The sequence below is a fragment of the Tumebacillus flagellatus genome, from assembly GCF_000714935.1.
In the GTDB taxonomy this organism is placed as follows: Bacteria; Bacillota; Bacilli; order Tumebacillales; family Tumebacillaceae; genus Tumebacillus; species Tumebacillus flagellatus.
In genome coordinates this window covers 70,863-93,676 of record NZ_JMIR01000008.1, presented here as the reverse complement: position 1 = coordinate 93,676, position 22,814 = coordinate 70,863, and the positions used below count along the sequence as shown (strand labels likewise).

The following is a 22,814-nucleotide window of genomic DNA, read 5'->3' as shown; positions in this document are numbered from 1 at the left end:
TTTGCTGTCACTCCCCTTGCTGTGTTGGATTCGGCACGGTGCAGGTCACTTCCAAGCCGTGCGGTTCGACGGGTGTACACGCAAGCGTCCCGCCCGCCGCTCTGATGCGCTCTTGCATCCCGGTCATGCCGAATCCCGGCACGATCACGTCGCCCGGTTTCACGGTTCCGTCGTCGCGGACCGTCAGTTGCAAGGCAGGATGTGAAAGGTCGGTTTTTTCCGAAATTTCAACCGAGAGGCGGGAAGCTCCAGCGTGGCGGACGGCGTTGGTCACCGCTTCTTGCAACACCCGATAGAGCGTGACCGTCGTCTCCGTGGAGAGATCGAGCTCTTCCGGTGCTTCGAAGGTGCACGTCAAGTGCGTGTGCGCTTCGACTTGCGAGACGAACGCGCGCAGAGACGTCACGCCGGCAACCGACTTGTCATCGGCGAGCGCATGGACGGACGTGCGAATTTCGCCAAGCGAGGTGCGGGCGACGTGCAGCATGTTGCCGACCATCTCCTTGACTTCCGGCTTGGCGTCGGAAGTCAGATATTGCAACGCCTGCAGTTGAACGATCAACGACGTCAAGCTGTGCCCGAGCGAATCGTGGATGTCGCGGGCGATGCGCGTGCGCTCTTCGAGCACGGCGTGCTGCATGCCTTTGACGGTCGCTTCTTGGAGTTCGGCGTGGGCTTTTTGCAGCTCTTCCAAGTGTTGGCGGCTGACTTCGTGCGCTTCCCGGCGCAGGCGATATCCACGTAAGCCGATGTAGACCGACACGATGCCGACGAGCAGACCCAAGCGGTCTTGGAGCGTCGCGCCGTAGAGCTCTTGCAGGACCATCACTTGCAAACCGACCAGCGCGGAGAGCAGCGCGGCAAACGGTCCGGGCACGCGGATGGCGTAAAACCCGATCAAAAACAGATAGAGCATCACGCTCCACCAGCCCGCGTGAAACCCGAACACGTTAAGGTCGGTGGCGACGGAAATCACGAGAGTGACGCCCCAGATCTGCGGCTTCGTCCGCCACTTGTCGGCGAACCAGAACACCCCGTAGTACAGGAGGATCAGCACGGCGCTCATCAACTGCTGCCCGACGGTTCCGTGCACCACGTCCCGATATGCAAAAAACGCCATCGCCAACGCCACCAGCGTTCGTCCGGTCAACAAACGGTCGGTGACGGTGTCGAGAGCGAGCAAGGCGCGTTTGATCACGTTGCGGCACAACCTTTCCAGCATATTCCCCCTCATTATAGCGCATCTTAGTCCGTGAGGGGGGTGGCTTTTCATGTCCATCGCAAACATTCTGATCCGCAAAGCCGCAGCCGATGAGGTCCGCAGTGTTTCGACGGCGCTCAACGCCCTGTCCGGCGTGGAGCGTGCGGTGGTCGATTTGAGCACCAACCGCATATCTGTGGAGTTCGAAGACGACGTGGTGAACTTGAACCAACTGCGCAAGACGGTTCAAGCGCATGGGATCGACGTGTTGTCGGAGTGGAAGGAGCCCTTCTAAGCGCACTCCAAAATGCGCACAAAAATACCCCGCGGCCTTACACCGCCGGGGTATTTTTGGTGCCTTTTTTGCGTTGCGGGGGTTCCAAACGAGAACGCTTAGTATTGTTTTTTTCCGAAGTACTCCGTCCAGCGCGCCGACACTTTGGAGTCGATGTCCGGGCGGGTTTCCACTTCGTCCGGGTACCACGGCTTCATGCGGGCGTCGATGACGATCGGCAGCTTGTACGCGACATGATGGCGCACGAGATCCGCTTCGGCGTAGATGTCGTGCGACGGATCGAAGCGCGTAAACGTCGTCCAGAGGAACGAGCTTTGCGCTTTGGCGACGCTTGCGTCGTCGACGAGGAACACCACCGGCCACTCGCGCAGATCGTCCGCATGCTGTTGCACGATGCGCGCGCCGAGTTCCGGGTCTTGCTCGTACGCTGCGCCGGAGACGCAGAGACAGCCCTTGCAGAACGCTTGGATTTTGTCGACGAGCGGCAAGTCGCGGCCTTTGTACTCGGCGGGCAGTTGGCGAATCGGATCGCCGACGCCAAGCAGGATGCCCTTGGAGCCTTTGTTAAACTGGCGGCCGGTGTAGTCGAGCGTGTCGTTCGACGTGTTGCCGATCACGAACAGGTCGGTCGCCGGATCGAAGCGCTCCAACACTTGCTCGAACGTCTCGCGGAAGTTCGCCAGTTCCACCGGCTTGTCCGTCAGAATCAGGAATTTCGTCAGGGTCAACTGCCCTTCGCCCAAGATGCGGAACGCGTGCGCAATCGTCTCGCGCTTGTAGCTTTCGCGCACAACCGCCGCGGCGAGCGCGTGGAAGCCGGTTTCCGCGTACGTCCACAGATCGCGCACGCCCGGCATCGCCAGCGGGAACGCCGGCGAGAGCAAGCGCTGCAGGAAATCGCCGAGGTAGTAATCTTCTTGCACCGGTTTGCCGACGATCGTCGCCGGGTAGATCGCGTTCTTGCGGTGATAGACGCGGTCGACGTTGAAGACCGGGAATTCATGAGCCAGCGAGTAGTAGCCGAAATGGTCGCCGAACGGTCCTTCCATCCGCCGCACATGCGGCGGGACTTTGCCGACCAGCGCGAATTCCGCTTCGGCGATCAACGGGTACTTCCCGCCTGCCGGATCGGCGGTGACGGGGAGTTTCTCACCGAGGATCAGTGACGTGAGCAACAGTTCCGGCAGCATCTCCGGCACCGGCGCGATCGCGGATGCGATCAACGCGGGCGGGCCGCCGAGGAACACGGTGACGGGCAATTCTTCGCCGCGTTGCTCCGCTTCGAAGTGATGGAAGCCGCCGCCCTTTTGAATTTGCCAGTGCATGCCGGTCGTTTGGTCATCGTAGACTTGGACGCGGTACATGCCGAGGTTGTGGTCTTTTTTGTTCGGGTCGGGATGTTCGGTGTAGACGAGCGGCAGCGTGACGAACGGGCCGCCGTCTTCGTGCCAAGACGTGAGCACCGGCAGTTCGCCAAGCTTCGCGGGCGAATCGACATGGTCGAGAATCGGCGCTTTGTCGCGGCCGACGTTCTTGGTGCCGACTTTCAGCAATTCGAGGAACAAACCGCGCTCGCCCCAGAGTTTGCCGAGCGTGGGCGGCACGAGTTTATGGGTGAGTCCGACGACTTCCTTCATTAATTGCTCCGGACGCGGGCCGAACGCCAAATCGACGCGGCGGATCGTGCCGAACATGTTCGAGAACACCGGGTACTGGCTGCCCTTGACGTTGGTGAACAACAGCGCCGGGCCGCCCTCGGCGATGACGCGGCGGTGAATTTCCGCCAGCTCCAGATACGGATCAACTTCCGCCGTAATCTCCACGATGTCGCGCTCTTGGCGCAATGTATCCATAAAAGCACGTAAATTTCGATGCGGTTGCACTTTTCAATCTCTCCTATCAAAAAGCAGTCTATCCTATTGTACCACACCGTCGACTCTCGCCAAGAGAACCCTCCCTTTGTCTGCAAAAAATCATCCGTGTCAATGTATAGATTCAATTTTTTAAATTTGACGATTGTTTCTTTTGCGGAAGGAAGCGGTTTTTTGCAAGCAGGCACGTGCCCGCGAATGACCTCTTTTTTGCAAGCCCTGCAACAGCTGTTCTTTCTCCTCCGGCTCCAGCCGTGTTTCCGCCATCGGGAAGAGGTTTTGCTCTTCCTTGTGGAAATGATCGCGGGGGAATTTCACCTCGCGGATGCGGTGTTGACCGGCGCGATGCTGGCTGTTTTTCTGTCATCGAATTTGTTTTTACAGGCGTTGAAATCGCCGCGCCGCCGCCGTTGCCGTCAGCCTGCTGTTCGCGCTGCGCAAATCGGTAGTGTATGCTAGAGAGTAGAATCTCAACCATTTGGAGGGCGCTGTCCATATGTTTCTACGCGATGTCACCGTTGTCAAACCGGGAGAACTCAACCCAACCTCCTACCCTTTTTCCATTCCGGCGATTCGAGAGTTGGAGACGTTAGACCTCGCCAACGCTGTCACGTTTTTCGTCGGGGAAAACGGGTCGGGAAAGTCCACGTTGTTGGAGGCGATCGCCTATCAGTGCGGATTCAATACGGCCGGCGGCGGGAGAAACAACATCGATCATGATGTGGAGGCGGCGGAGGCCTCTTTGGGAGATCACATTCGGCTATCGTGGTTGCCCAAGATCACGCAAGGGTTCTTTTTTCGGGCGGAGAGTTTTTATCACTTTGCGTCGTATTTGGACCTCTTGGCGCGGGAGGACCCCACGTTCAACTACAGCGGATACGGCGGCAGGTCCCTGCACAAACAATCGCACGGCGAGTCCTTCCTGTCGTTGTTTCAAAACCGATTCGGGCACAAAGGCATCTACCTGTTGGACGAACCGGAAGCCGCGCTGTCTCCGGCGCGGCAGTTGGCGTTCTTGCGCATCCTCCACCAATTGGTGTCGGCGGGCAAGTCGCAATTCATCATCGCCACGCATTCGCCGATCTTGCTCGGGTTTCCAAACGCGAAGATCTATCAGTTCTCTTCGACAGCCATCGAGAGCGTGACGTATGAAGAGACGGAACATTATCAGATCACGAAATCGTTTCTGACGAGAACGGAGTTGTTCTTGGAGGACTTGTTTCGCGAGGAGGACAAAGACTAACGAAACAGACAGGCTTTCTCTCCCCAAAACCTATCGAACCACAAAACCACTTGGCCCGCAGCCAAGTGGTTTTTTCGATTCCGCAATCGTTGAATATCGAAACCAACGTATCCCCTAGCAATCAGTCCAATCAAGTCCCCTTCCAATTTCATATCTATGGATGGAAAGGAGACTCTGATATGAAACAAAACCCGTCTGTACAACCAACAGACGCGATGACGAATTCCGCAAACATGGCCTTTCGCGTCCCCGTATTTTTGAGCCACCCCAGTATGCTGAACAATGTCCAAACAGAATTTCTACATCAACTGATCCGAAAGCTGGAAAAAGCGCTGCTTTTCCCGCGCACTCTCCCCGACACGGAGCAATCCCCGGAAAAAACACTCACCAGCGTACGTCGCTTGGTTCATATCAGAAATGGATTGCCGGAATTCCAATACCGTTGCAATTCGCATGACGACTTGAGGTGTTCCTGAATGCCAAATCCCAACTTGAATTTAAAACCGGGCGAATGCGTAGGCGTTGTGTTCAAACAGGGAAATGTTTGGATGGTTCACGACGGCGTGTTGAACACCCCGATCGCCAACGGCAACAACCCCCCGAAAACGGTGTCGATTGTCCATTATGTGGTCAACCAAACCAACGGTCATTTGGTTCGCCAGTCCAACCGCACCTTGAAAAACGTAAAACAAGTGCTGCGCACCCCGAGTAACCCGACGTTTGCTTTGAAATGTCCGAAGACAACCCATCCGAATCTGCACGTCGGCGATTGCGTTGTCGTCAAAATCAAGGTGCCGAAAACGAAGACAACCCCCTCCGGATACGATGCCAAAAACGGCGTGCTGGCCTGTTCCCTGCAAAATCGCTTGCATCCAATGGGGAAGGTGTGGATTAACCATTGGAAGATCATCAGCCCTAGCTCACCAAGGGTGTTTTTGGTAACCACTCGCTATCCCAATGCGCAATTCGTTCGAAAAGCTTGATAAGAGCGCTTAACTCGGCTCGCCACGGAACGAAAAACCACCCTGCCATCGGGAGGCGGAGTGGTTTTTTCGTATACAGTGTTATTGCTACCCCTTTCACATGTCCCGATTCAGAACAGGTGAGGGTCCTTGCAAACGACGAACGGCAGGATGATCCAGCAAGCCTCCTACATATCTGCAGGTTTGCAAGAGGAGAGCGAGAAACACAGCGCTCCTGTCCAAAGGGGGACCACACTTGCGCCAACTTCGCTAACGGTTGAATTTACTTGAACATCGAGATCAAAGATGTTTTCCATTCGAATCCGCCTCCTATAGGTTCATACTGTCCAGGGTTGCATGTCTTCGTTTGGTGAGTGCGGTGATGGCTCGTGCAAACTACTTTCCGTCTTGATAGCAGCCGACCATCGTGCAAACACACGACCACGTGTTCGCTTGAACTACATGCGACGAGGTTTGATGTACTTGAACGTCGAGATCAAACAGTTGACTCAATGAAAACACCTCCTTCAGATTCAGAGTACCAAGGGTGTATGTCTCAGTTGTTAGGCGAGTTCAACTTTGTTTATGGGTACTTCTAACCAATCTTAGTCTATTATAACTCAGGTAAAACCATAATTTCAAGATAAATAAGAAAACTATGATATCAAGTTAAAAAACTTCAAACCCATCCCGCAACCAGCCGTGTTCAGGATCGTCTGCTCCGTCGAAATAAAAAAGACATCCTTTCGGATGCCTTTTTGACAATTACGACGAAAACTTCACGTTGTACATCCGCAGATCGCCCTTCACCGGCGAGTTCGGGTTGGCGTTGGCGTGAGCCTTGGAGAACGCATCCGACTCCACCCACGCTTTAAACGCAGCCTCGCTCTCCCACTTGGTGTAGACGACCAACTCGTCGCCCTCGGTCGGGGTGAGGAACAGGTACTCCAGGCAGCCCGGAACTTGGCTCATGCGCTCGCCCGCCGTAGCGAAGCGGCCTTCGAGGTGCTCGCGGTATTCGGCAGGGACGGTCAGGCGGTTCATGGAAACGAACATAGGTATTAACATCCTCTCTCATCAAAGGTTGATTCTCTCCTCGTCATCGTATCACATTGAAAAGAGGATTGCGCGTTCTGTCACAGAATGTTACCTAATATATACCAAGTACCGACACTCAGGAGGTTTTGTCGTGAAAGTCGTCCTCTTCGCGTTTGACCGATTTACAGACATCGACGTATTTCTCCCGTGGGATCTGTTGAATCGCGCCTCCAACTACTGCCGCGGCGACTGGCAGGTGCAAATCGCCGCCTCCAAACCGCACATCACATCCGTTTCCGGCCTCACCATCCCCGTGCACGCCGATCTCTGTGCACTCGAAACCGCCGACGCCGTCCTCATCGCCAGCGGCCCGGGCTTGCAAACACTCCTGCAAGAATCCGACGAGTTGAACGCGGTTCGCGCCCTCAACCCCGAACGTCAATGGCTTTCCTCGATGTGCTCCGGCGCCCTGCTCCTCGCGTCCGCCGGCCATCTCACAGGAAAAAAAGCCACCTCCTACTACACCCGTGCCAAACAGCTCGCCTCCTACGACGTCGAATTCGTCAACGAGCCGTTCGTGCTCGCAACCCCCAAGATCGCCACCGCCGGAGGATGCCTCGCCGCCCTCGACCTCACGCGCTGGCTGCTCTCCGAACTCCTCAGCCCCGAAATCGCCGACAAAGTCCTCCGCGAAGTGCAACCCAACGGCTGACGGCTAAGAACCACGCCGCAGCCTCCTCCCTCCACGAACCCCCCCCATCCCCGCAGCCCCTCCTCCCCTCCCAAAATAACGAAATCCGCAACATAGACAACCCTCCCCGCATATCGTATCTCATGCTAGGCGAGTGTCTGTTCCCCGTACTCATGCGGGAACTGTCTCGACGTGAATCCATAGGGGAGGGGAACGCGTAACTATGTGCGGAATAGCTGGTTGGACCGATTGGAAACTGGACCTCACCCAACAGAGTGCCGTCCTGGAGGACATGGCGGAAACCCTGTACAACCGAGGACCGGATGCCGGCGGGATTTTTTTGTCTGCGCATACCGGATTTGCCCATCGCCGGCTCGCCGTGGTGGACATTACCAACGGACAACAACCGATGAGCCGTGTGCAAGGAGATCACACGTACACCTTGGTCTACAACGGAGAGCTGTACAATACCGAAGACATCCGCCGCGACCTGCTGGCTCGCGGCTATACGTTTCAAGGTCACTCCGACACCGAAGTCTTGCTTACCTCGTACATCGAATGGGGGCCTTCCTGCGTCGACCGTTTCAACGGAATCTTCGCGTTCGCCGTCTGGGACCCCAAGGAACAAACGCTGTTCATCGCCCGCGACCGCCTCGGCGTCAAACCGCTTTTCTACGCCGAACGCGGAGCCGGGCTGCTCTTCGCCTCCGAACTCAAAGCGCTGCTGGCACACCCGGCCGTCGAACCGGTCGTCGACGCGGAAGGCCTCGCCGAAGTGTTTGCCATCGGCCCCGCCAAAACGCCGGGCCACGGCGTGTTTCAAGGCGTCCACGAACTGAAACCGGGCCACTTCCTGCAATTCAACCGCAACGGCCTCAAGATCACGCACTACTGGAAGCTGGAGAGCTTTCGACATGAAGATGACTTCGACACCACCGTCGCCAACGTGCGCGCTCTGCTCCAAGACGCCGTCGAACGCCAACTGGTCTCGGACGTCCCGATCTGCACGTTTCTCTCCGGCGGCCTCGACTCCAGCATGATCTCGGCGTTTGCCGCCCAGAAATTCGAACGCGACAACCTCGCCCCGCTCCACACCTTCTCCATCGACTACAAAGACAACGACAAAAACTTCCGCAAGAGCGACTTCCAACCGGACCCGGACGCGCCGTTTGTCGTTCGCATGCAGGAATTCCTCGGCTCCGAACATCACAACATCGAAATCGACACCCCGCAACTCGTCGAAGCGCTGCAAGCCGCGATGTTCGCCCGCGATTTGCCGGGCATGGCGGACGTCGACTCCTCGCTGCTCCTCTTCTCGCAGGAGATCAAGAAGGAAGCGACCGTCGGCCTCTCCGGCGAGTGCGCCGACGAGATCTTCGGCGGGTATCCGTGGTTCTACCGCGAAGAGATGGTCAACGCCGGCACGTTCCCGTGGTCGCGCAACAAAGCCGACCGTGCGGCGTGGCTCTCCAAGGAATGGAGCGAGCAAATCAACATCGAAGAGTACGTCCAAGACCGCTACCACCAAGCACTCGCCGAAGTGCCGCATCTCGACGGGGAAACTGCCGCCGAACGCCGGGCGCGGGAAATCTCCTACCTCAACCTGTTCCGCTGGATGCCGACGCTCTTGGACCGCAAAGACCGCATGACGATGTACGCGTCGCTGGAAGTGCGCGTGCCGTTTTGCGACCATCGCATCGTCGAATACATGTGGAACGTCCCGTGGGAGATGAAATACTACCAACAACGGGAAAAAGGCCTCTTGCGCAAAGCCCTCGAAGGCGTGCTTCCGGACGACATTCTCTACCGCAAGAAGAGCCCGTACCCGAAAACGCACAACCCGAACTACTTCGCCGCCGTGCGCGACATGGTGCTCGGCGTGCTCGACGACAAATCGTCGCCGCTGCACCAACTGATCGACGTGAACACGGTCCGCGAGATCGCCAAAGCGAACGACCCGAACTTCGTCAAACCGTGGTTCGGCCAACTCATGGCGGGCCCGCAACTGTTCGCCTATCTGGCGCAAGTCGACACGTGGCTGCGCAAGTACAACGTGCGCATCGTATAAAAAAAGCTCTTGGTGCCGGATCGGTACCAAGAGCTTTTTGCATTCCTTATTGCATCGCCGCGATAAAAAACGCCACCATCACGAAGTGCAGCACGCCTCCCGCCGACACGAACATGTGCCAAACTTCATGGAAGCCAAATTTCCCGGGAAAGAAATCGAGTTTTTTCGTGCCGAAGATCACAGCGCCGATCGTGTACGCGATGCCGCCGAGGAACATGAACAGAATCGCACCCGTCGGCAGCGTTTGAAACAACTTCACAAACGGCACGACGGCAATCCAACCCAGCGCCACGTAGATCAACGTGGAAATCCAGCGCGGGATGTGCATGAAAAACAGCTTCAACACCATCCCAAGCCCCGCGAGCCCCCAGACGACGGAGAGCATCGTCACTTGCCACGCGCCGTGCAAACCGTACGCAAACACAGGGGTGTACGTGCCCGCGATCAACAAGAAGATCGAGATGTGGTCAAACTTCCGCAGCCAGAGTTCCTTTTTCGGAGTCGTGCGGATCGCGTGATACAATCCGCTGGCGAGGAACAGGACGATGAGACTCGCCCCATAGATGATCAGGGAGGACAACTTGCCTGCTGTCTGTTCGGAGTATCTTGCCACCAAGTAAATCAACCCAACGACCGCTGCCGCCGCGGTCAACAGATGCGACCAGGCGTTCACCGGCTCTTTCACTCGCAACCACCGCACGAGATCAAACCTCCTCGATAGAACTTTAGTTACCTAAAGTCTAACTGACTGTGGAGTCTAAATCAAGCGTAAAATTCGCGGACATGGCGGTAATCCGGGTACGGCAACACGGACGGTACGAGGATGAGCATCACGCGCGCCGGTTCGCCGTCGGCGGCGGTGACGGTGACGCGCTCTGCGGACTCCGCACCATACACCGCGAAGATCCGATGCCCCACACGGGTCGGTTCCTTTTTTTCATCTTGCCAAACGGTGTTGCCTTCGACGACCAGCGCGGTCAACGAGTAGCCCGCGGGCACCTCTTTGGAAAACGACGCCCCCGCCTCCAGCGTCACGTCCCACATCTGCGCGTCCGCGACGAGTTGCACGGGCGACTTCCCGCCGATGACCGTCTTCACGGTCGCGCCGTTCTCCACGACAGCCGGGAACTCGTCATGTTCAAACTGCGCGTACGTCGGCGTGCGCTTCACCGCTTCGCCCGTGAACGGCTCAAACCAGATCTGGAAGCCGGTCGTGTTCGCTTCCATCGTCTCCGCGTGATACGCTCCGCTCCCCGTCTGCATCACTTGCGCGCCGCCGCCTTGCACGGTGGAGTGCGTGCCGAGCGAATCCTTATGCCCGCCGACGCCGCTCATGAAGTAGGTCACGATCTCAAAGCCTTTGTGCGGGTGCATCGGAATCTCGCCAAATTCGCGCGCCGAAAACCACGCCCAGTAAAACAGCGTCCCCACCCGCTTCACCGCCGACCCTTCGCCCGGAAAGCCGATCGGCTTCTGCTCCACGATCTTCCCTCCGTCAAAAAACCCCACTGCTTGCTGCTCCGGCGTGTACAGTTGCAAAGCCATTTCCAACATCTCCTCTCTCTATCTAAACTTACTTTTAGTAAGTTGCTTATCATACAGCCACTATAGCAACTCTCCCCTCCTTCTGTCAACTCACTCCAACGTCCCGATCGATTCGAGTTTTACATCCGGCTTGATGCGCACGTCCGCTTTGGAAAACGCCTCTCCCCATTTGTCTTGCACCGGTTTCCACGCGTCGTACTGGTAGGCGCGCGCATAAAGACCGAAGCCAAACGGATCGACGGCGTCTCGTTGGCACTTTTTGACCAAAGCGGTCATCTTGGTTTGCATATCGTCGCTGATTTGCTTCTCCAGTTTGGAAGTCAAATTGTGAAAGGTGGCTGACTTGTTCGAGGAAGTGAGCACAGCCTTGCACTTCATGCTGATCTCAAATCGAAACCGTCCTTGGACGTAGTTGGATTTGACCTTCACCTTGGCAGAGCGAATCATCATCGCGATCACGTCGTCCGGCGTTTGCGTAACGTAATAGACCTCCCCCTTGGCGCGTCGTTGCAGCATGAGCAGCAGCGAACTTTCTTCCAAGGACAGATGATCCGCATACCCGCCGTTCTCGCTCAGCAAAGCGACTCCGGTGACTTTGATTTCTTCCTTGTCTTTTTTGACTTCGGAGATCGCAGCCGTGAGCGCCCGGTCTTTGATCTGGCGGCGAAACTCTTGCAAGTTGGTGGAGACGGTGACGCTTCTTTGGTTCGCCGTTTCGATCAGTTTGTGCATGTGGATCGCCAGCCGGGGCTTGTCTTTCGGTTGAAACCGGAAGACCTCGTTCACCGGACCGTCCACGAGAATCACATGCGGCGTCGCCGATTGCTTGGGATCGCGGTAGAACAGATCCAGCAGGTCGGCCCAATCCTTTCGCTTTTCTACAAGCCGCTTCCCGATCAAGACCGTTTGGTTTTTTCCGGCCAGCGTAATCCCCGTGAGAATCGCGTCCAACTTCGGACGCGCCCAGCCCACCGTCACCGTTTTGACGCCCCCGGTCTCCGACTTCTCCTTGGCCTCCTTATAAAAAACCGGACTTTGCGTATAGACGACGAAATTTTCGTCCTCATCCAAATCCATCCCCAGCATCAAGACCAGCGAGATGTCTTCCAAATTCAGTTGGTCGTAACAGCCGGAAGACGTCACGAGGGACAACAGCAAAACGATCGCCCAGACTTTCCGCTTCATGACGCACCTCCCTTGCGCACTTTTGCGCGCAGCCCGTCATACCCCCACAGAAACAGCGGAAACAAAAACGCCGCATAAAAACCGATCTTCCCCAGCACCTTCTCCAACGTATCAACCTGTTCATACGTCGGGGTAAAAAACACACTGATCAGCACCACGACCGCCAACACGACCCGCAGATGCGGCCGATGATCGGCACGGTGAAACAGTTGACTCGACCCCAACAAGCTGCAGTATAAATTGAACACCCACACGCGCGACAGCATGAACAGATACGCGATCAAGAAGATGATCTCAAACCGCTCCAAAAACCGAAATTCGATCACTTTGACCACTTTCAACACCGGGAACGAATACGAGGTCAGATCGTCCGGTGAAAAAAACACCGTGCAGACCCCCACCGACACCCCGTAGATCAGCAACGTGAGCAGATTGGCGCCGATCACGCACGGAACGGCTTTTCGGGGATTCTTGAGAAACGGGTACAGCACGAACACCGTCTCGAATCCGACAAAGGACATCGTGGTGGTTTGAACCGCGCTCAAGATCGGCTTCCACCCGTCCTTCAGCACGGGCAAGAAGTTCAACCATTCCCCGTGCCCAAAGGGGATCAAGTAGACGATCAACAACCAGATCGCGCCCCAAAACGTCAGCTCCGAATACCTTCCCAACACCCGGACTTGGTTTTTCGCAAGCGTATAGATCGGCAACGCAAACAGCAACACCACTATAACGAAGGGGGTCTTTGGCAACAGTTCGATTTTGATCACGAAGACGGACGCCAGCAAAGTCACCCAAAACGTAAAAGCATAGTAAAGCGCATACACCACATGCAACAACTTGCCGATCACGGCTCCGAACAAGCGGGGCAACAAATCGTAGAGAGTGCTGTCGGGGTGTTTTTTTAGCACCAGCACGATCAACAGGCTGGACAGCAGAGCGAAAGCCCACCCGATCAACAAGGAAATCCAACCGTCTGTCCCCGCGATTTTCGCCAAGTCTCTCGGCAATGAAAAAATCCCGATGCCCACTTGCGCACCGTGGATCATAAACATGAACTGCATCGGCGTGATCTCGTTAAACTGGTATTTTTTCATCAACCGTCACCCTCTGGATGGCTGGGTCCTTGCCTTGTTTCTTGCACAGGTCTCGCGCTCAAGGGGCGTTTGTCCATCTTCCAGAGCGGCAGACGAATGATCGTGTCTTTCCAATCGGCAAAACGCAAGGGCGAGATCGAGGCGAAATACGGCACGCCCAGCGACTCCAACGCCACCAAATGCCCGATCAACACCATCATGCCCACGCCGACTCCGACCAGTCCAAACAGCGCCGCCATGATCATCATGGGAAAGCGGATCAAGCGAATCGCGGACGACATGTCGTAATTGGGGATGATGAACGACGCGAGCGCCGTCAGCGAAACCACGATCACCATGATGTTCGAGACGATCCCCGCCTGCACGGTCGCTTGCCCGATCACGATCGCCCCGACGATCCCCACGGTCTGTCCGATCGGAGCGGGCAAGCGGACGCCCGCCTCCTTCAACATCTCCAGCGTGAGTTCCATGATCAACGCTTCCAGAAGCGGCGGAAACGGCACGTTCCCTCTCGATTCTCCGACCGACAGCAACAGTTGCAACGGGATCACTTCATACTGAAACGACGTCACGCCGATGTACGTCGATGGCAAGAAAATCGTCACGAAAAAAGCCATGAACCGCAAAATCCTCAAAAAGCTGGCAATCTGCCACTTGATGCTGTAATCATCGACGTTTTGAAAAAAAGAAGCAAACGATACCGGACAGATGATCACGGCGGGCGAGCGGTCCACGACCACCGCCAACCGGCCTTGGAGGATTTGCGACGCGACGGTGTCGGGTCGCTCGGAGGTGATAAACTGCGGAAACGGCGAGTACGGATTGTCCTCGATTAACTCTACCAGTTCGCCGGAGTTGAGAATGGAGTCCACGTTAATTTTTTGCAGACGGTCTTCCAACTCCCGCAACACTTCAGGTTTCGCGACATCCGCTAAATACAAGATGCTGACCTGGGTCGTTCCCCGCGCTCCGATCCTGTGCACTTTGATTTTCATTTCCCGGTTGTCGATGTAGCGGCGGACGAGAGCGATGTTCTGACTGCCCGTCTCGATAAAACCCTGATGCGAGCTTTTCAACGACGCTTCCAGTTGCGGGTCTTCGATCGCCCGCTGCGGCCAGCCCCGTGTGTCGAACAGATACGCCTCCGCTTGGCCGTCGACCAGCAGGAGGCTGAGCCCGCTGAAGAGCGACGATTCCACTTTGGACCAAGAGGATGCCGTGTTGACTTGGCCGACCGTGACGATGCGCGGAATTTCCGTCTCGACCGTCTCTTCGTGCATCAGCGCTTGCAACACGTTGTTGTTGATCGCATTGCGGTCGGTCAACCCGTCGAAAAAAGCCAACACCGCTTGCGCCCCGGTCGCTTTGACGGTAAACGGCCGCACGATCAAATCGGGGATGTCACGAAACATCGTTTGCAAGTCGGTCATCGATTCGGACAGTCGCGAAGAAATCTCTTTTTCGTCCCGAGGCGGAGGCATGCGGTCGGTCTGCGCGTTCTTTTTTTTGGAGTTGCTTCGAAGCCATTTTCGAATCCCCATCGGTTGTGCTCCCTGTCTTGGCAAATAAATGCACCTATTTCCCTCTAGTTTGCGGACAACCGGAGTTCTTATGCCTCTCACGCTTACAAAAAAAGAACCTGATCCTCCGGGGTCAGGTTCTCACGTTCGCAAACAGAAAGCGATGCAGCCGATCCAACAACAGATCCAACTCCGGCTGGCGAGGTTCGCCGCGCCAGATCAAGCGTTGGATTTGCAGGGTCTTGCTCTTGCGCTCCGCTTTTAGGTCGACGGTGCCGACGATCTCGCCTTGCATCAAGATCGGAAGCGCGAAGTACCCGAATTGGCGCTGGTCTTCCGGGAAGTAGCTCTCCAAGCGGAAGTCGAGGTCGAACAGCGCTTTCACCCTGGGTCGGAACCAGATCAAGTTGTCGAACGGCGAGAGCAGCGTGCTGTGCGCGGGCGGCTCGGCGAGGGACGGGCTGTGCAGGAGTTCGAGGTCTTCCTCCAAGATGTAGCTCCCGTCGTCGAGTTCGCGCACGTCGGGGAGGTGTTCCAACGCTTGTTTCACAACGCCGGTTTTGAAGCGGAAGTAGTCGGCGATGTCCTTGATCGTCGCGGCTCCCATCGCTTGCAGAGCGAGCCGGGTGTAGCGGCGGAACGTCTCTTCGTGCGGCACGGGTTCCACCGGTTGCTGAAGCCCGTAGACTTTCTGGAATTTCTCGTTGCGCGTCACCGCAACATACCCTGCGCGCCACAGTTGGTCGAACGCCCGGCGCACAGGGCTCATCTGCCACGTGCCGAGCTTTTCCGCCGGGCCGCCGACCAGATCGGTGACGTGCTTGCCGTGGACGGAGCCGCGCTCTTCCAGCGTTTGCAGGAGCAAGTCGTGCAACTCGCTTCGCTGCAACTTCGCGCGGGTCGCGTCCATCCACGATTGGAAGTACGGGCGCTCTTCTTCAGGCAAAATCGAGAGGGCATGCAGGTACAACTCGAAGATCTCGCCCTGCTCGTACCACTCCAACAGCCACTCTTCACGGAATTCGTGCATGCGCGACCAGAACACCAAGTGCTGGCTGCGCGTGACCACGCTCATCGTGTCGAGCTGGACGAGCCCCAAACGGCGGAGGATTTGCATCGCTTCGTCCTTCGTCGAAGCGGTGGGCGTGTGGTACAGACCTTGCTTCCAGAGATTGAGACGGATGACAGCATCACGGTCGAGTTTCATGGTGCAAAGACCACCTTTTGGTCGAGTTTTTTGATGTAGACGCAAAATCGGAAAAAAAGGAACCGCTCCGCAGACTCGCGGATAGGTTCCTTTTTTCACAAAGTTTAAAAGTCGAAGTTGTCCGGGTCCGGACCGAAACGACGGTCTTCGTTCAACCCGTTCAGCGCCGCCATGTCGTCCGGCGACAGTTCGAAGTCAAACACGTCCGCGTTCTCCGCGATGCGGGCCGGGGTGACCGACTTCGGAATCGTGACGACTTCGTTTTGCAGGTCCCAACGAAGCACGATTTGCGCCGGGGACTTGCCGTATTTTTGCGCCAGTTGCGTGATGACCTCGTGGTCGAGGTTCCCTTGCATCAGCGGGCTCCACGCTTCCAGTTGGATTTTCTTCTCGCGGCAGAACGCGCGCAGTTCCTCTTGGCTCAAGAGCGGATGGTACTCGACTTGGTTGACCGTCGGGACCGCTTCTGCGTCCGCCAGCAGGTCTTTCAAATGATGCACATGGAAGTTGGAGACGCCGATGGCACGGACTTTGCCGTCCTTGTACAGCTTCTCCAGCGCGCGCCAGGTGTCTTTGTACTTGCCTGCGACCGGCCAGTGGATCAAGTAGAGGTCGAGGTAGTCCAGACCCAGCTTCTGCATGCTCTCGTCAAACGCCGCCAGCGTGGACTCGTAACCTTGATTCGAGTTCCATACTTTGGTGGTGACGAAGATTTGGTCGCGCGGGATTCCGCTGTCACGCAGGGCGCGGCCGACGCCTTCCTCATTGCCGTAGATCGCCGCGGTGTCGATGCTGCGATAACCCGCTTCCAGAGCGGAGAGCACCGCTTTTTCCACTTGGCCCTCTTCGGTGACTTTCCAAACGCCAAGGCCCAGCCACGGCATCTTCACACCGTTGTTGAGGGTGGTCGTGTCTTGCAAGGAATGGATCGCCATGATATGTATGCCCTCCTCGTTTTACATGTGTGCACCCTTTTAGTATACCAAAAAAAGGCACTCTTGCTGCAACCTGCGTCACAGTCCGAATGCCTTTTGTTTTTTGCTGCTGGAGAACTTACGGATACAGCGTATCTTTGCGGTGCTGCGGAATTTCGTTGTGCTTGCGGATGCGCTTGGACGTGCAGAAGTTGCATTCGGTGACCACCCGCTTCTTCTGCTCGCCCGCCAACTCCGTATAGACCACTCGCTGCATGATCCGCCCGCAGTCGGGGCATTTGGTGATCGTCAGCATGAATTGCATGAACGAATACGCGTATATGAAGACCAAGAAAGCTCCGAGTATCGCAATGGCACTAACCAGGATTGAAGCCATGCTCGTTCACCCCCACACCCAATACATATGGGGATGTCCGAGAAAACATGTCTTGCTCTTCGGCTTGCCTTAGATGAACCGGAACGGCTCCGTATTGGTCTGTGAGACGAGAATTTCCGTGTCAAACCCGTACTGCCGCATCTTGGCTTCGAGGTACGCGCCGATGCTTGGCAGAATCAATTTTTCCGTGTTATGCCCCGGATCGACCATGCACAGCCCTTCTGCGGCGGCGTCTTGGGCGTAGTGGTAGCGGATGTCGCTGACGACAAACGCGTCCGCGCCTTTTTTCAGCGCGTCCGGGAAGTACTCTTCGCCCGACCCGCCCCAGACGGCGACACGGCGAATCTTGCGGTCCAAGGGTCCGACCACGCGCACCGCCGGCACTTCAAACTGCTGCTTCACGAACTCGGCAAACTGCGCCAAGGTCATCTCTTCCACGAGATCGCCCACACGCCCGACGCCGAGCTCTTGGCCCATGATCTCCAGCGGGTAGAGGTCGTACGCGACTTCCTCATACGGATGCGCCTGAAGCATCGCGGCGATCACGTGGTCTTGGATGCGCTCCGGCACGACCGTCTCCAAGCGGATTTCGTTGACACGCTCAAGTTGCCCTTGCTCGCCGATGTACGGGTTCGTGCCCTGTTGCGGAATAAAAGTCCCCGTGCCCGGCGTGTTGAACGTGCAGTGGCTGTAATTGCCGATCCAGCCCGCCCCGGCGTCGCCGACCGCTTGGCGCACCGCTTCGTGGTGCGTCTCCGGGACGAAGACGACGAGTTTTTTCAAACGGGTGTTGTGCACGCGGGTCATCACTTCCGTGTTCTCCAAGTGCAGACGCGACGCGAGGATGTCGTTGACGCCGCCCTCGGCGATGTCGAGGTTGGTGTGCGCGACATAGACGTTCAAGCCGTTGGCCAGCAGTTTTTGCAGGCGGCGTCCGTACGGCGTGTCGGTGCGCAAGGTCTGCACCGGACGGAAGATCATCGCATGGTGCGCGATGATCAAGTCGACGCCCTTGGCGATCGCTTCGTCGATCACGCCGTCGTCGTTGGAGTCGAGCGTCAGCATCACTTTGCGCACGGGACGGGACGGGTCGCCGACTTGCAGGCCGACTTTGTCCCACGACTCCGCAAGCGACAACGGCGCCATCTCTTCGAGCGCCGCCGTCACTTGGCGGACGGTGGCGAAGTTTTGTTGATCAGGATTGGACATGGTTTCGTACCTCCTCCAGTTGCGCGCGCCGCGCGAGCAGCTCAACCTTTCGGGCGAGGCCGTTCTCGGTCGGGGTCTTCTCGATGGCGGCGAGGGCGCGGCGGATCTTGCCTTGTTCGTACTCCACGCGGTCGACGACGAGCGGGTGTTTGCGCGCGAGGTTGAACGGGCCGAATTCAAGTTCCATCTCGTCGGTGATGTTCATCTCGCCCCGCTCGGCGACGATGATTTCGTAGAGGCGTTCATCTTCGGTGAGAATGTCTTCGTCGATGATCTTCCAGCCGTGCAGTTGCAGCCACTTGCGGACGCGGTCGCTGTCCCCCTGCGGCGAGAGCACCAGCCGGGAGACGCCGGGCAGTTTGTCCTTGCCCGCTTCGAGGATTTCGCGGATGTTGTAGCCGCCCATCCCCGCGATGGTGATCACGTCGACTTCGCCCGGTTGCAGGACGGCGAGACCGTCGCCCTTGCGCACGGAGATGGAGTCGGCAAGGCCGTGTTCCCGGACGTGGCGGTCGGCGCCGCGAAACGGGCCTTCGTTCACTTCGCCGGCGATCGCGGAGAGAGCGACCCCTTTTTGCACGAGGTAGATCGGCAAGTATGCGTGGTCGCTTCCGATGTCCGCCATTTTGACGCCGGACGGGACGTTTGAAGCGATGCGTTCTAAGCGTTCAGAGAGATTGATCAAGAGAAATCACCTTATGTATGGAATGGTTGCTGTACTATTATAAACCATTCGCCCTGCTCGGAGCCTTCTTATTTGAAATCCTTCCACGTAAAATCCTCGCTGAGGATGCCAACAGGTGCTTCTGCAGCGCTCCAATTCGCTTTGACGGCCGCTTCCGGCTTGCGGAAACAGACCAAGTTCTTGTGCAGGCCGAACGCGCGGCAGATCGCCGGACGCACGGAATGGATGCCGCAGCGGTCTTTGTCCTGATCGAAAAAAATACACGTTCCGAAAAAGCGCTTCTGCCCTTCCAACTCGGCGCGCAGTTTCGGAGGCATGGACTTGATTTTTTTCTTGATCTTCTTGAGCTCTTGTTCGGTCACGGGAACCGGGCCGCAGCACAACCCGCGGCACCCTGTGCAGGGGAGAGTTTCCATTCGATCGTACCTCCTACTTGGATCCAGAGATTTTTCCGTACGCGCGCACCGACGGAGCAAACAGCGCGAGCAGGGCGGCGCATGCTTCCAACAGACCGCCGTAGAGAAACACTTGATGCGCGTTGACCTGGTCGATCAGGAACCCGGAGAACGCCTGCGAGATCGGGATCATCCCGCCCATCGCCAGCATCATCACGGAGATGACGCGCCCGAACAACTCCTCCGGGATGATCGATTGGTTGACGCTCGGTGCGAGGATGTTGATCGCCGTCGTGGTCACGCCGGTGAACGCCAGCACGACCGCCGCAACCCAGACGTTGTGCACCCAGAACAGCGAGAGCACCGCGAGCCCTTCGAGCAGGCAGGCGGTCAAGTTCATCTGCGGCGTCGGGCGTTTGATCATCCACAGCGTGAACACCACCGCTCCGATCGCCCCGCCGATGCCGATGCCGGAGCTCATGATGCCGAATCCCTCCACGCCCGCGTTCATGTCGGCGGCGAGAAACGGCAAAGCGACGGTCAGGACGCTGATGCCCGCGTTGACCAGCATCGCGGACGAGATCGAGACCAAGAGCAGCGGCGTGCGCAAGACGTACTGGAGCCCTTCGCGCAGGTCGGCGGTGAAGGAGGGCGGCTCTTTTTTCGCGGCGGGGGGTTCCGTTTCGCTTTTGCTATCAGCCGGAGGCCGCAAGCGAACCAAGTTCAACAGCCCGAGCGACAGCACAAACATCGCGGCAATCGTGCCGTAGAGAAGTTGCCCGCCTCCCAAGCCGATCAGAAACGAGCCGACGACCGGGCCGACGATGACTGACACTTGCCCGGCGACCATGAGCAGCGAGTTGGACTGCGTGTAGTACTCTTCCGTCACCAAGCGTTGGCGGGCCGCCGAAGCAGTCGGCATGAAAAACGCGTCCACAACCCCGAACACCGCGGCGAGCACGTCCAACATCCAGACGGAGAGCGACGAGTTCGCCGAGACGATCATCAACAGTCCCATCATGACGGCGCGGGCGAGCAACGACACTTTCATCAGCCGCATCGGGCTCATCCGGTCGACCAGCACGCCGCCGAACAGCATGAACGCCGAGCGCACCGCACCCATGATCAACAGAAACGTCCCCATGATCACGCCGGAATGAAACGTCTGCGTGATCATCCACGAAACGCCGACGGTGAACACCAGATCGCCAAGCGCGGAAGCCCATGCGGCCAGCCAATAGAACAGATAACTGCGGTTTTGTAAAATCGCCAAACTGACTCCCATGAAGCAACACTCCTGTAGTTGCGGCCTTCGCATGAATCAAACTTGATAAGAGTTTCCTAATTCGTGAAACTCTGGGACTTCTCCTGCGTAGAAACAGGAGAAAGGAGGGCTGACTTTGGAACGTGTACCCGATTCAGGTTGGAACAACTGGCTGGAAGTCACCAAAGGCGTGATGGAGGTCATCGGAAGTTTCTTCGTAGCTCTCTTCTAACAACATCAACAAGAACATCAGCAGGAAAAAAAGACCCTCTGCGCCACACTTCGCCTGTGGACAGGGGGTCTTTTTACCCTTACGCGAGGTTCAGCTTCTCAACAGCCTGTTCGCGCAGCTTGAACTTCTGAATCTTGCCCGATGCGGTCATCGGGAATTGCTCGACGAACTCGAAGTAGCGCGGAATCTTGAAACGGGCGATCTTGCCGTCGCAGTACGCGCGCAGTTCCTCGACGGTCAGCGCGGCGCCTTCCTTCAAGATCACAAACGCCGCCGCTTCTTCGCCCATGCGCTCGTCCGGCACGCCGACGACTTGCACGTCGAGCACCGCCGGGTGCGCATACAGGAATTCCTCGACTTCGCGCGGGTAGATGTTCTCTCCCCCGCGAATGATCATGTCCTTGAGACGGCCCGTGATCTTCACGTACCCGTCCTCGTCCATCGTCGCCAAGTCGCCCGTGTGCAACCAGCCCTCCGGATCGATCGCCGCTGCGGTCGCCGACGGGTTTTTGTAATAGCCTTTCATCACGTGATATCCGCGGGTGACCAGCTCCCCCTGCACGCCGCGCGGCACTTCGTTCGTCGTGCCCGGCTCCACGATCCTCACTTCGACGTTCGGCAGCGCGTAGCCGACCGTCGAGACGCGATGCTCAATCGAGCAGGTCGTGCGGGTTTGCGTGATGACCGGCGAGGACTCCGTCTGTCCGTACGCGATCGTGACTTCACGCATGCCCATCTTCTCGACAACCGCTTTCATCACTTCAATCGGACACGGAGAGCCTGCCATGATGCCCGAGCGCAGCGACGTGAGGTCGTACTTGTCGAAGTCCGGGTGATTCAATTCGCCGATGAACATCGTCGGCACGCCGTAGAGCACCGTGCAACGCTCCGCCGCGACGGTTTGCAACACTTCCAGCGGATTGTACGCAACGACCGGCACCATCGTCGCGCCGACCGAAACGGCGCCGAGCGTCCCCATCGAACAGCCGAAGCAATGGAAAAACGGCACCGGAATGCACATGCGGTCGTTCGGGGTAAGGTTCGTGCACGACACGACGTTGTGCGAGTTGTTGATCAAGTTGTTATGGGTGAGCATGACGCCCTTGGGGAACCCGGTCGTGCCCGACGTGTACTGCATGTTGATCACGTCGTCCGGCTCCGTCGTCGCTTGGCGTTCGATCAACTCCGCGTCCGAAACGTCGAGACCCGCTTCCATGATGTCCGACCAGTTGTACATGCCGGGGTATTTTGTGTCACCGAGGAAGATGACGTTTTTCAAATAGGGCAAACGAGCGCTTTCCAGTTGGCCCGGTGCACAGTCGCGCAATTCCGGAATCAAGTCATAGAGCATCTCGATGTACGAGGTTCCCTTGAATTCTTCCATTAAGATCAGGGTCGTCGAGTCGGATTGACGCAAGAGGTACTCCAGTTCATGCACGCGGTACGACGTGTTGACGGTGACCAGCACAGATCCGATCTTGCCGGTCGCAAACTGCGTGATCACCCACTCCGGGTAGTTCGTCGCCCAGATCGCGACGTTCTCTCCCCGTTGCAGGCCCAGCTTCAGAAAGCCCTTTGCGGCTTGCGAAACGACTTCGTGGAATTCCCGGTAAGTGTATCGCAAACCTCGGTCGTGATAGACGAGGGCCTCGTTGTCAGGGTATCGGGATGTGATCTCATCGAGCAAGTTGCCAACGGTGGTGTTCATGATTTCCGCCATGTGCGCTCTCTCCTTTTCCTCGTACAAGTACAGAAAATTCTCTATTATCTATTCGCGTTGGATTCTGAGAATTCC

25 protein-coding genes are annotated in these 22,814 nt (G+C 57.2%); 7 read left to right on the top strand and 18 right to left on the bottom strand.

Annotation, left to right across the window (positions count from 1 at the left end; genetic code table 11):
• Nucleotides 1-7: 7 nt before the first annotated feature.
• Nucleotides 8-1,222, bottom strand: a complete 1,215-nt coding sequence (locus tag EL26_RS07585; RefSeq protein WP_052036112.1) for a sensor histidine kinase — start codon at nt 1,220-1,222, stop codon at nt 8-10.
• Nucleotides 1,223-1,271: 49 nt separating this feature from the next.
• Here EL26_RS07585 and EL26_RS07580 point away from each other — a divergent pair, with 49 nt between their 5' ends.
• On the top strand, nt 1,272-1,496 hold the full coding sequence (locus EL26_RS07580) for a heavy-metal-associated domain-containing protein (protein WP_038086275.1): 225 nt from the start codon (nt 1,272-1,274) through the stop codon (nt 1,494-1,496).
• Between the two features lie 98 nt (nt 1,497-1,594).
• On the opposite strand, the gene EL26_RS07575 is transcribed toward EL26_RS07580, so the two are convergent.
• Nucleotides 1,595-3,349, bottom strand: coding sequence for a UbiD family decarboxylase (locus tag EL26_RS07575; RefSeq protein ID WP_038086387.1), 1,755 nt, complete (start codon nt 3,347-3,349; stop codon nt 1,595-1,597).
• Nucleotides 3,350-3,541: 192 nt separating this feature from the next.
• Between EL26_RS07575 and EL26_RS07570 the strand changes: the two genes are divergently transcribed.
• The 4 genes from EL26_RS07570 to EL26_RS07555 all read left to right on the top strand — a co-directional run bounded on the left by EL26_RS07570 (nt 3,542) and on the right by EL26_RS07555 (nt 5,593).
• On the top strand, nt 3,542-3,826 hold the full coding sequence (locus EL26_RS07570) for a hypothetical protein (protein ID WP_152559198.1): 285 nt from the start codon (nt 3,542-3,544) through the stop codon (nt 3,824-3,826).
• Nucleotides 3,827-3,863: 37 nt separating this feature from the next.
• On the top strand, nt 3,864-4,610 hold the full coding sequence (locus tag EL26_RS07565) for an AAA family ATPase (RefSeq protein ID WP_038086271.1): 747 nt from the start codon (nt 3,864-3,866) through the stop codon (nt 4,608-4,610).
• A 179-nt stretch (nt 4,611-4,789) separates the two neighbouring features.
• Nucleotides 4,790-5,086 carry a hypothetical protein gene (locus tag EL26_RS07560; RefSeq protein ID WP_052036111.1) on the top strand — a complete coding sequence of 99 codons (297 nt, stop codon included), beginning with the start codon at nt 4,790-4,792 and terminating at the stop codon, nt 5,084-5,086.
• Complete coding sequence (locus tag EL26_RS07555; protein ID WP_152559197.1) at nt 5,087-5,593, top strand: hypothetical protein; 507 nt, start codon at nt 5,087-5,089, stop codon at nt 5,591-5,593. It begins immediately after the preceding gene.
• A gap of 167 nt (nt 5,594-5,760) precedes the next feature.
• Here the strand turns inward: EL26_RS07555 and EL26_RS25890 are convergent, their stop codons facing one another.
• The 3 genes from EL26_RS25890 to EL26_RS07550 all read right to left on the bottom strand — a co-directional run bounded on the left by EL26_RS25890 (nt 5,761) and on the right by EL26_RS07550 (nt 6,628).
• A complete protein-coding gene (locus EL26_RS25890) occupies nt 5,761-5,889 on the bottom strand; it encodes an FDLD family class I lanthipeptide (RefSeq protein ID WP_193789824.1) in 129 nt (42 codons plus the stop codon).
• A gap of 79 nt (nt 5,890-5,968) precedes the next feature.
• Nucleotides 5,969-6,085 carry an FDLD family class I lanthipeptide gene (locus EL26_RS25885; RefSeq protein ID WP_193789823.1) on the bottom strand — a complete coding sequence of 39 codons (117 nt, stop codon included), beginning with the start codon at nt 6,083-6,085 and terminating at the stop codon, nt 5,969-5,971.
• A 252-nt stretch (nt 6,086-6,337) separates the two neighbouring features.
• The gene (locus tag EL26_RS07550; RefSeq protein WP_038086266.1) at nt 6,338-6,628 is read right to left on the bottom strand and encodes an antibiotic biosynthesis monooxygenase family protein; all 291 of its coding nucleotides are present in this window, start codon (nt 6,626-6,628) and stop codon (nt 6,338-6,340) included.
• A 133-nt stretch (nt 6,629-6,761) separates the two neighbouring features.
• On the opposite strand from EL26_RS07550, the gene EL26_RS07545 reads away from it, so the two are divergent.
• The gene (locus EL26_RS07545) at nt 6,762-7,322 is read left to right on the top strand and encodes a DJ-1/PfpI family protein (protein ID WP_038086264.1); all 561 of its coding nucleotides are present in this window, start codon (nt 6,762-6,764) and stop codon (nt 7,320-7,322) included.
• Between the two features lie 202 nt (nt 7,323-7,524).
• Nucleotides 7,525-9,369, top strand: a complete 1,845-nt coding sequence (gene asnB, locus EL26_RS07540) for an asparagine synthase (glutamine-hydrolyzing) (protein ID WP_038086262.1) — start codon at nt 7,525-7,527, stop codon at nt 9,367-9,369.
• 46 nt (nt 9,370-9,415) lie between these two features.
• On the opposite strand, the gene trhA is transcribed toward asnB, so the two are convergent.
• From trhA to EL26_RS07475, 13 genes are all read right to left on the bottom strand, one after another.
• Nucleotides 9,416-10,069 (bottom strand): PAQR family membrane homeostasis protein TrhA, encoded by a 654-nt coding sequence (trhA, locus tag EL26_RS07535; protein ID WP_038086260.1) that lies wholly within the window; start codon nt 10,067-10,069, stop codon nt 9,416-9,418.
• Between the two features lie 62 nt (nt 10,070-10,131).
• The gene (locus EL26_RS07530) at nt 10,132-10,914 is read right to left on the bottom strand and encodes a pirin family protein (RefSeq protein ID WP_038086258.1); all 783 of its coding nucleotides are present in this window, start codon (nt 10,912-10,914) and stop codon (nt 10,132-10,134) included.
• Between the two features lie 90 nt (nt 10,915-11,004).
• On the bottom strand, nt 11,005-12,099 hold the full coding sequence (locus EL26_RS07525; protein WP_038086257.1) for a Ger(x)C family spore germination protein: 1,095 nt from the start codon (nt 12,097-12,099) through the stop codon (nt 11,005-11,007).
• The gene (locus tag EL26_RS07520) at nt 12,096-13,196 is read right to left on the bottom strand and encodes a GerAB/ArcD/ProY family transporter (protein WP_038086256.1); all 1,101 of its coding nucleotides are present in this window, start codon (nt 13,194-13,196) and stop codon (nt 12,096-12,098) included. Before EL26_RS07520 ends, EL26_RS07525 begins: the two co-directional genes overlap by 4 nt.
• Nucleotides 13,196-14,737, bottom strand: coding sequence for a spore germination protein (locus EL26_RS07515; protein WP_038086255.1), 1,542 nt, complete (start codon nt 14,735-14,737; stop codon nt 13,196-13,198). Before EL26_RS07515 ends, EL26_RS07520 begins: the two co-directional genes overlap by 1 nt.
• A gap of 112 nt (nt 14,738-14,849) precedes the next feature.
• Nucleotides 14,850-15,923 carry a DNA glycosylase AlkZ-like family protein gene (locus EL26_RS07510; protein ID WP_038086253.1) on the bottom strand — a complete coding sequence of 358 codons (1,074 nt, stop codon included), beginning with the start codon at nt 15,921-15,923 and terminating at the stop codon, nt 14,850-14,852.
• 104 nt (nt 15,924-16,027) lie between these two features.
• Nucleotides 16,028-16,858: an aldo/keto reductase gene (locus EL26_RS07505; RefSeq protein ID WP_038086251.1), complete on the bottom strand. Its 831-nt coding sequence runs from the start codon at nt 16,856-16,858 to the stop codon at nt 16,028-16,030.
• A gap of 118 nt (nt 16,859-16,976) precedes the next feature.
• A complete protein-coding gene (locus tag EL26_RS07500; RefSeq protein ID WP_038086249.1) occupies nt 16,977-17,234 on the bottom strand; it encodes a hypothetical protein in 258 nt (85 codons plus the stop codon).
• Between the two features lie 69 nt (nt 17,235-17,303).
• On the bottom strand, nt 17,304-18,443 hold the full coding sequence (locus tag EL26_RS07495; RefSeq protein ID WP_052036110.1) for a Nif3-like dinuclear metal center hexameric protein: 1,140 nt from the start codon (nt 18,441-18,443) through the stop codon (nt 17,304-17,306).
• Nucleotides 18,430-19,128: a tRNA (adenine(22)-N(1))-methyltransferase gene (locus EL26_RS07490; RefSeq protein WP_038086247.1), complete on the bottom strand. Its 699-nt coding sequence runs from the start codon at nt 19,126-19,128 to the stop codon at nt 18,430-18,432. The genes EL26_RS07495 and EL26_RS07490 overlap by 14 nt, the downstream gene beginning before the upstream one ends.
• 68 nt (nt 19,129-19,196) lie before the next feature.
• Entirely contained in the window at nt 19,197-19,544 is a 348-nt protein-coding gene (locus tag EL26_RS07485) for a YkgJ family cysteine cluster protein (protein ID WP_038086245.1), read from the bottom strand.
• Nucleotides 19,545-19,557: 13 nt separating this feature from the next.
• On the bottom strand, nt 19,558-20,808 hold the full coding sequence (locus EL26_RS07480; RefSeq protein ID WP_038086244.1) for an MFS transporter: 1,251 nt from the start codon (nt 20,806-20,808) through the stop codon (nt 19,558-19,560).
• A gap of 290 nt (nt 20,809-21,098) precedes the next feature.
• Nucleotides 21,099-22,739, bottom strand: coding sequence for an AMP-binding protein (locus tag EL26_RS07475; protein ID WP_081857047.1), 1,641 nt, complete (start codon nt 22,737-22,739; stop codon nt 21,099-21,101).
• Nucleotides 22,740-22,814: the final 75 nt, after the last annotated feature.

What these genes read in the sequence shown, in the direction of transcription:
- EL26_RS07480 (WP_038086244.1), bottom strand. Translation starts at nt 20,808, where the DNA reads ATGGGAGTCAGTTTGGCGATTTTACAAAACCGCAGTTATCTGTTCTAT.
- EL26_RS07485 (WP_038086245.1), bottom strand. Translation starts at nt 19,544, where the DNA reads ATGGAAACTCTCCCCTGCACAGGGTGCCGCGGGTTGTGCTGCGGCCCG.
- asnB (WP_038086262.1), top strand. Translation starts at nt 7,525, where the DNA reads ATGTGCGGAATAGCTGGTTGGACCGATTGGAAACTGGACCTCACCCAA.
- EL26_RS07515 (WP_038086255.1), bottom strand. Translation starts at nt 14,737, where the DNA reads ATGGGGATTCGAAAATGGCTTCGAAGCAACTCCAAAAAAAAGAACGCG.
- EL26_RS07495 (WP_052036110.1), bottom strand. Translation starts at nt 18,443, where the DNA reads ATGTCCAATCCTGATCAACAAAACTTCGCCACCGTCCGCCAAGTGACG.
- EL26_RS07560 (WP_052036111.1), top strand. Translation starts at nt 4,790, where the DNA reads ATGAAACAAAACCCGTCTGTACAACCAACAGACGCGATGACGAATTCC.
- EL26_RS07575 (WP_038086387.1), bottom strand. Translation starts at nt 3,349, where the DNA reads ATGGATACATTGCGCCAAGAGCGCGACATCGTGGAGATTACGGCGGAA.
- EL26_RS25890 (WP_193789824.1), bottom strand. Translation starts at nt 5,889, where the DNA reads ATGGAAAACATCTTTGATCTCGATGTTCAAGTAAATTCAACCGTTAGC.
- EL26_RS07520 (WP_038086256.1), bottom strand. Translation starts at nt 13,196, where the DNA reads ATGAAAAAATACCAGTTTAACGAGATCACGCCGATGCAGTTCATGTTT.
- EL26_RS07475 (WP_081857047.1), bottom strand. Translation starts at nt 22,739, where the DNA reads ATGGCGGAAATCATGAACACCACCGTTGGCAACTTGCTCGATGAGATC.
- EL26_RS07510 (WP_038086253.1), bottom strand. Translation starts at nt 15,923, where the DNA reads ATGAAACTCGACCGTGATGCTGTCATCCGTCTCAATCTCTGGAAGCAA.
- EL26_RS07585 (WP_052036112.1), bottom strand. Translation starts at nt 1,222, where the DNA reads ATGCTGGAAAGGTTGTGCCGCAACGTGATCAAACGCGCCTTGCTCGCT.
- EL26_RS07530 (WP_038086258.1), bottom strand. Translation starts at nt 10,914, where the DNA reads ATGGCTTTGCAACTGTACACGCCGGAGCAGCAAGCAGTGGGGTTTTTT.
- EL26_RS07525 (WP_038086257.1), bottom strand. Translation starts at nt 12,099, where the DNA reads ATGAAGCGGAAAGTCTGGGCGATCGTTTTGCTGTTGTCCCTCGTGACG.
- EL26_RS07500 (WP_038086249.1), bottom strand. Translation starts at nt 17,234, where the DNA reads ATGGCTTCAATCCTGGTTAGTGCCATTGCGATACTCGGAGCTTTCTTG.
- EL26_RS07505 (WP_038086251.1), bottom strand. Translation starts at nt 16,858, where the DNA reads ATGGCGATCCATTCCTTGCAAGACACGACCACCCTCAACAACGGTGTG.
- EL26_RS07580 (WP_038086275.1), top strand. Translation starts at nt 1,272, where the DNA reads ATGTCCATCGCAAACATTCTGATCCGCAAAGCCGCAGCCGATGAGGTC.
- EL26_RS07550 (WP_038086266.1), bottom strand. Translation starts at nt 6,628, where the DNA reads ATGTTCGTTTCCATGAACCGCCTGACCGTCCCTGCCGAATACCGCGAG.
- EL26_RS07565 (WP_038086271.1), top strand. Translation starts at nt 3,864, where the DNA reads ATGTTTCTACGCGATGTCACCGTTGTCAAACCGGGAGAACTCAACCCA.
- EL26_RS07555 (WP_152559197.1), top strand. Translation starts at nt 5,087, where the DNA reads ATGCCAAATCCCAACTTGAATTTAAAACCGGGCGAATGCGTAGGCGTT.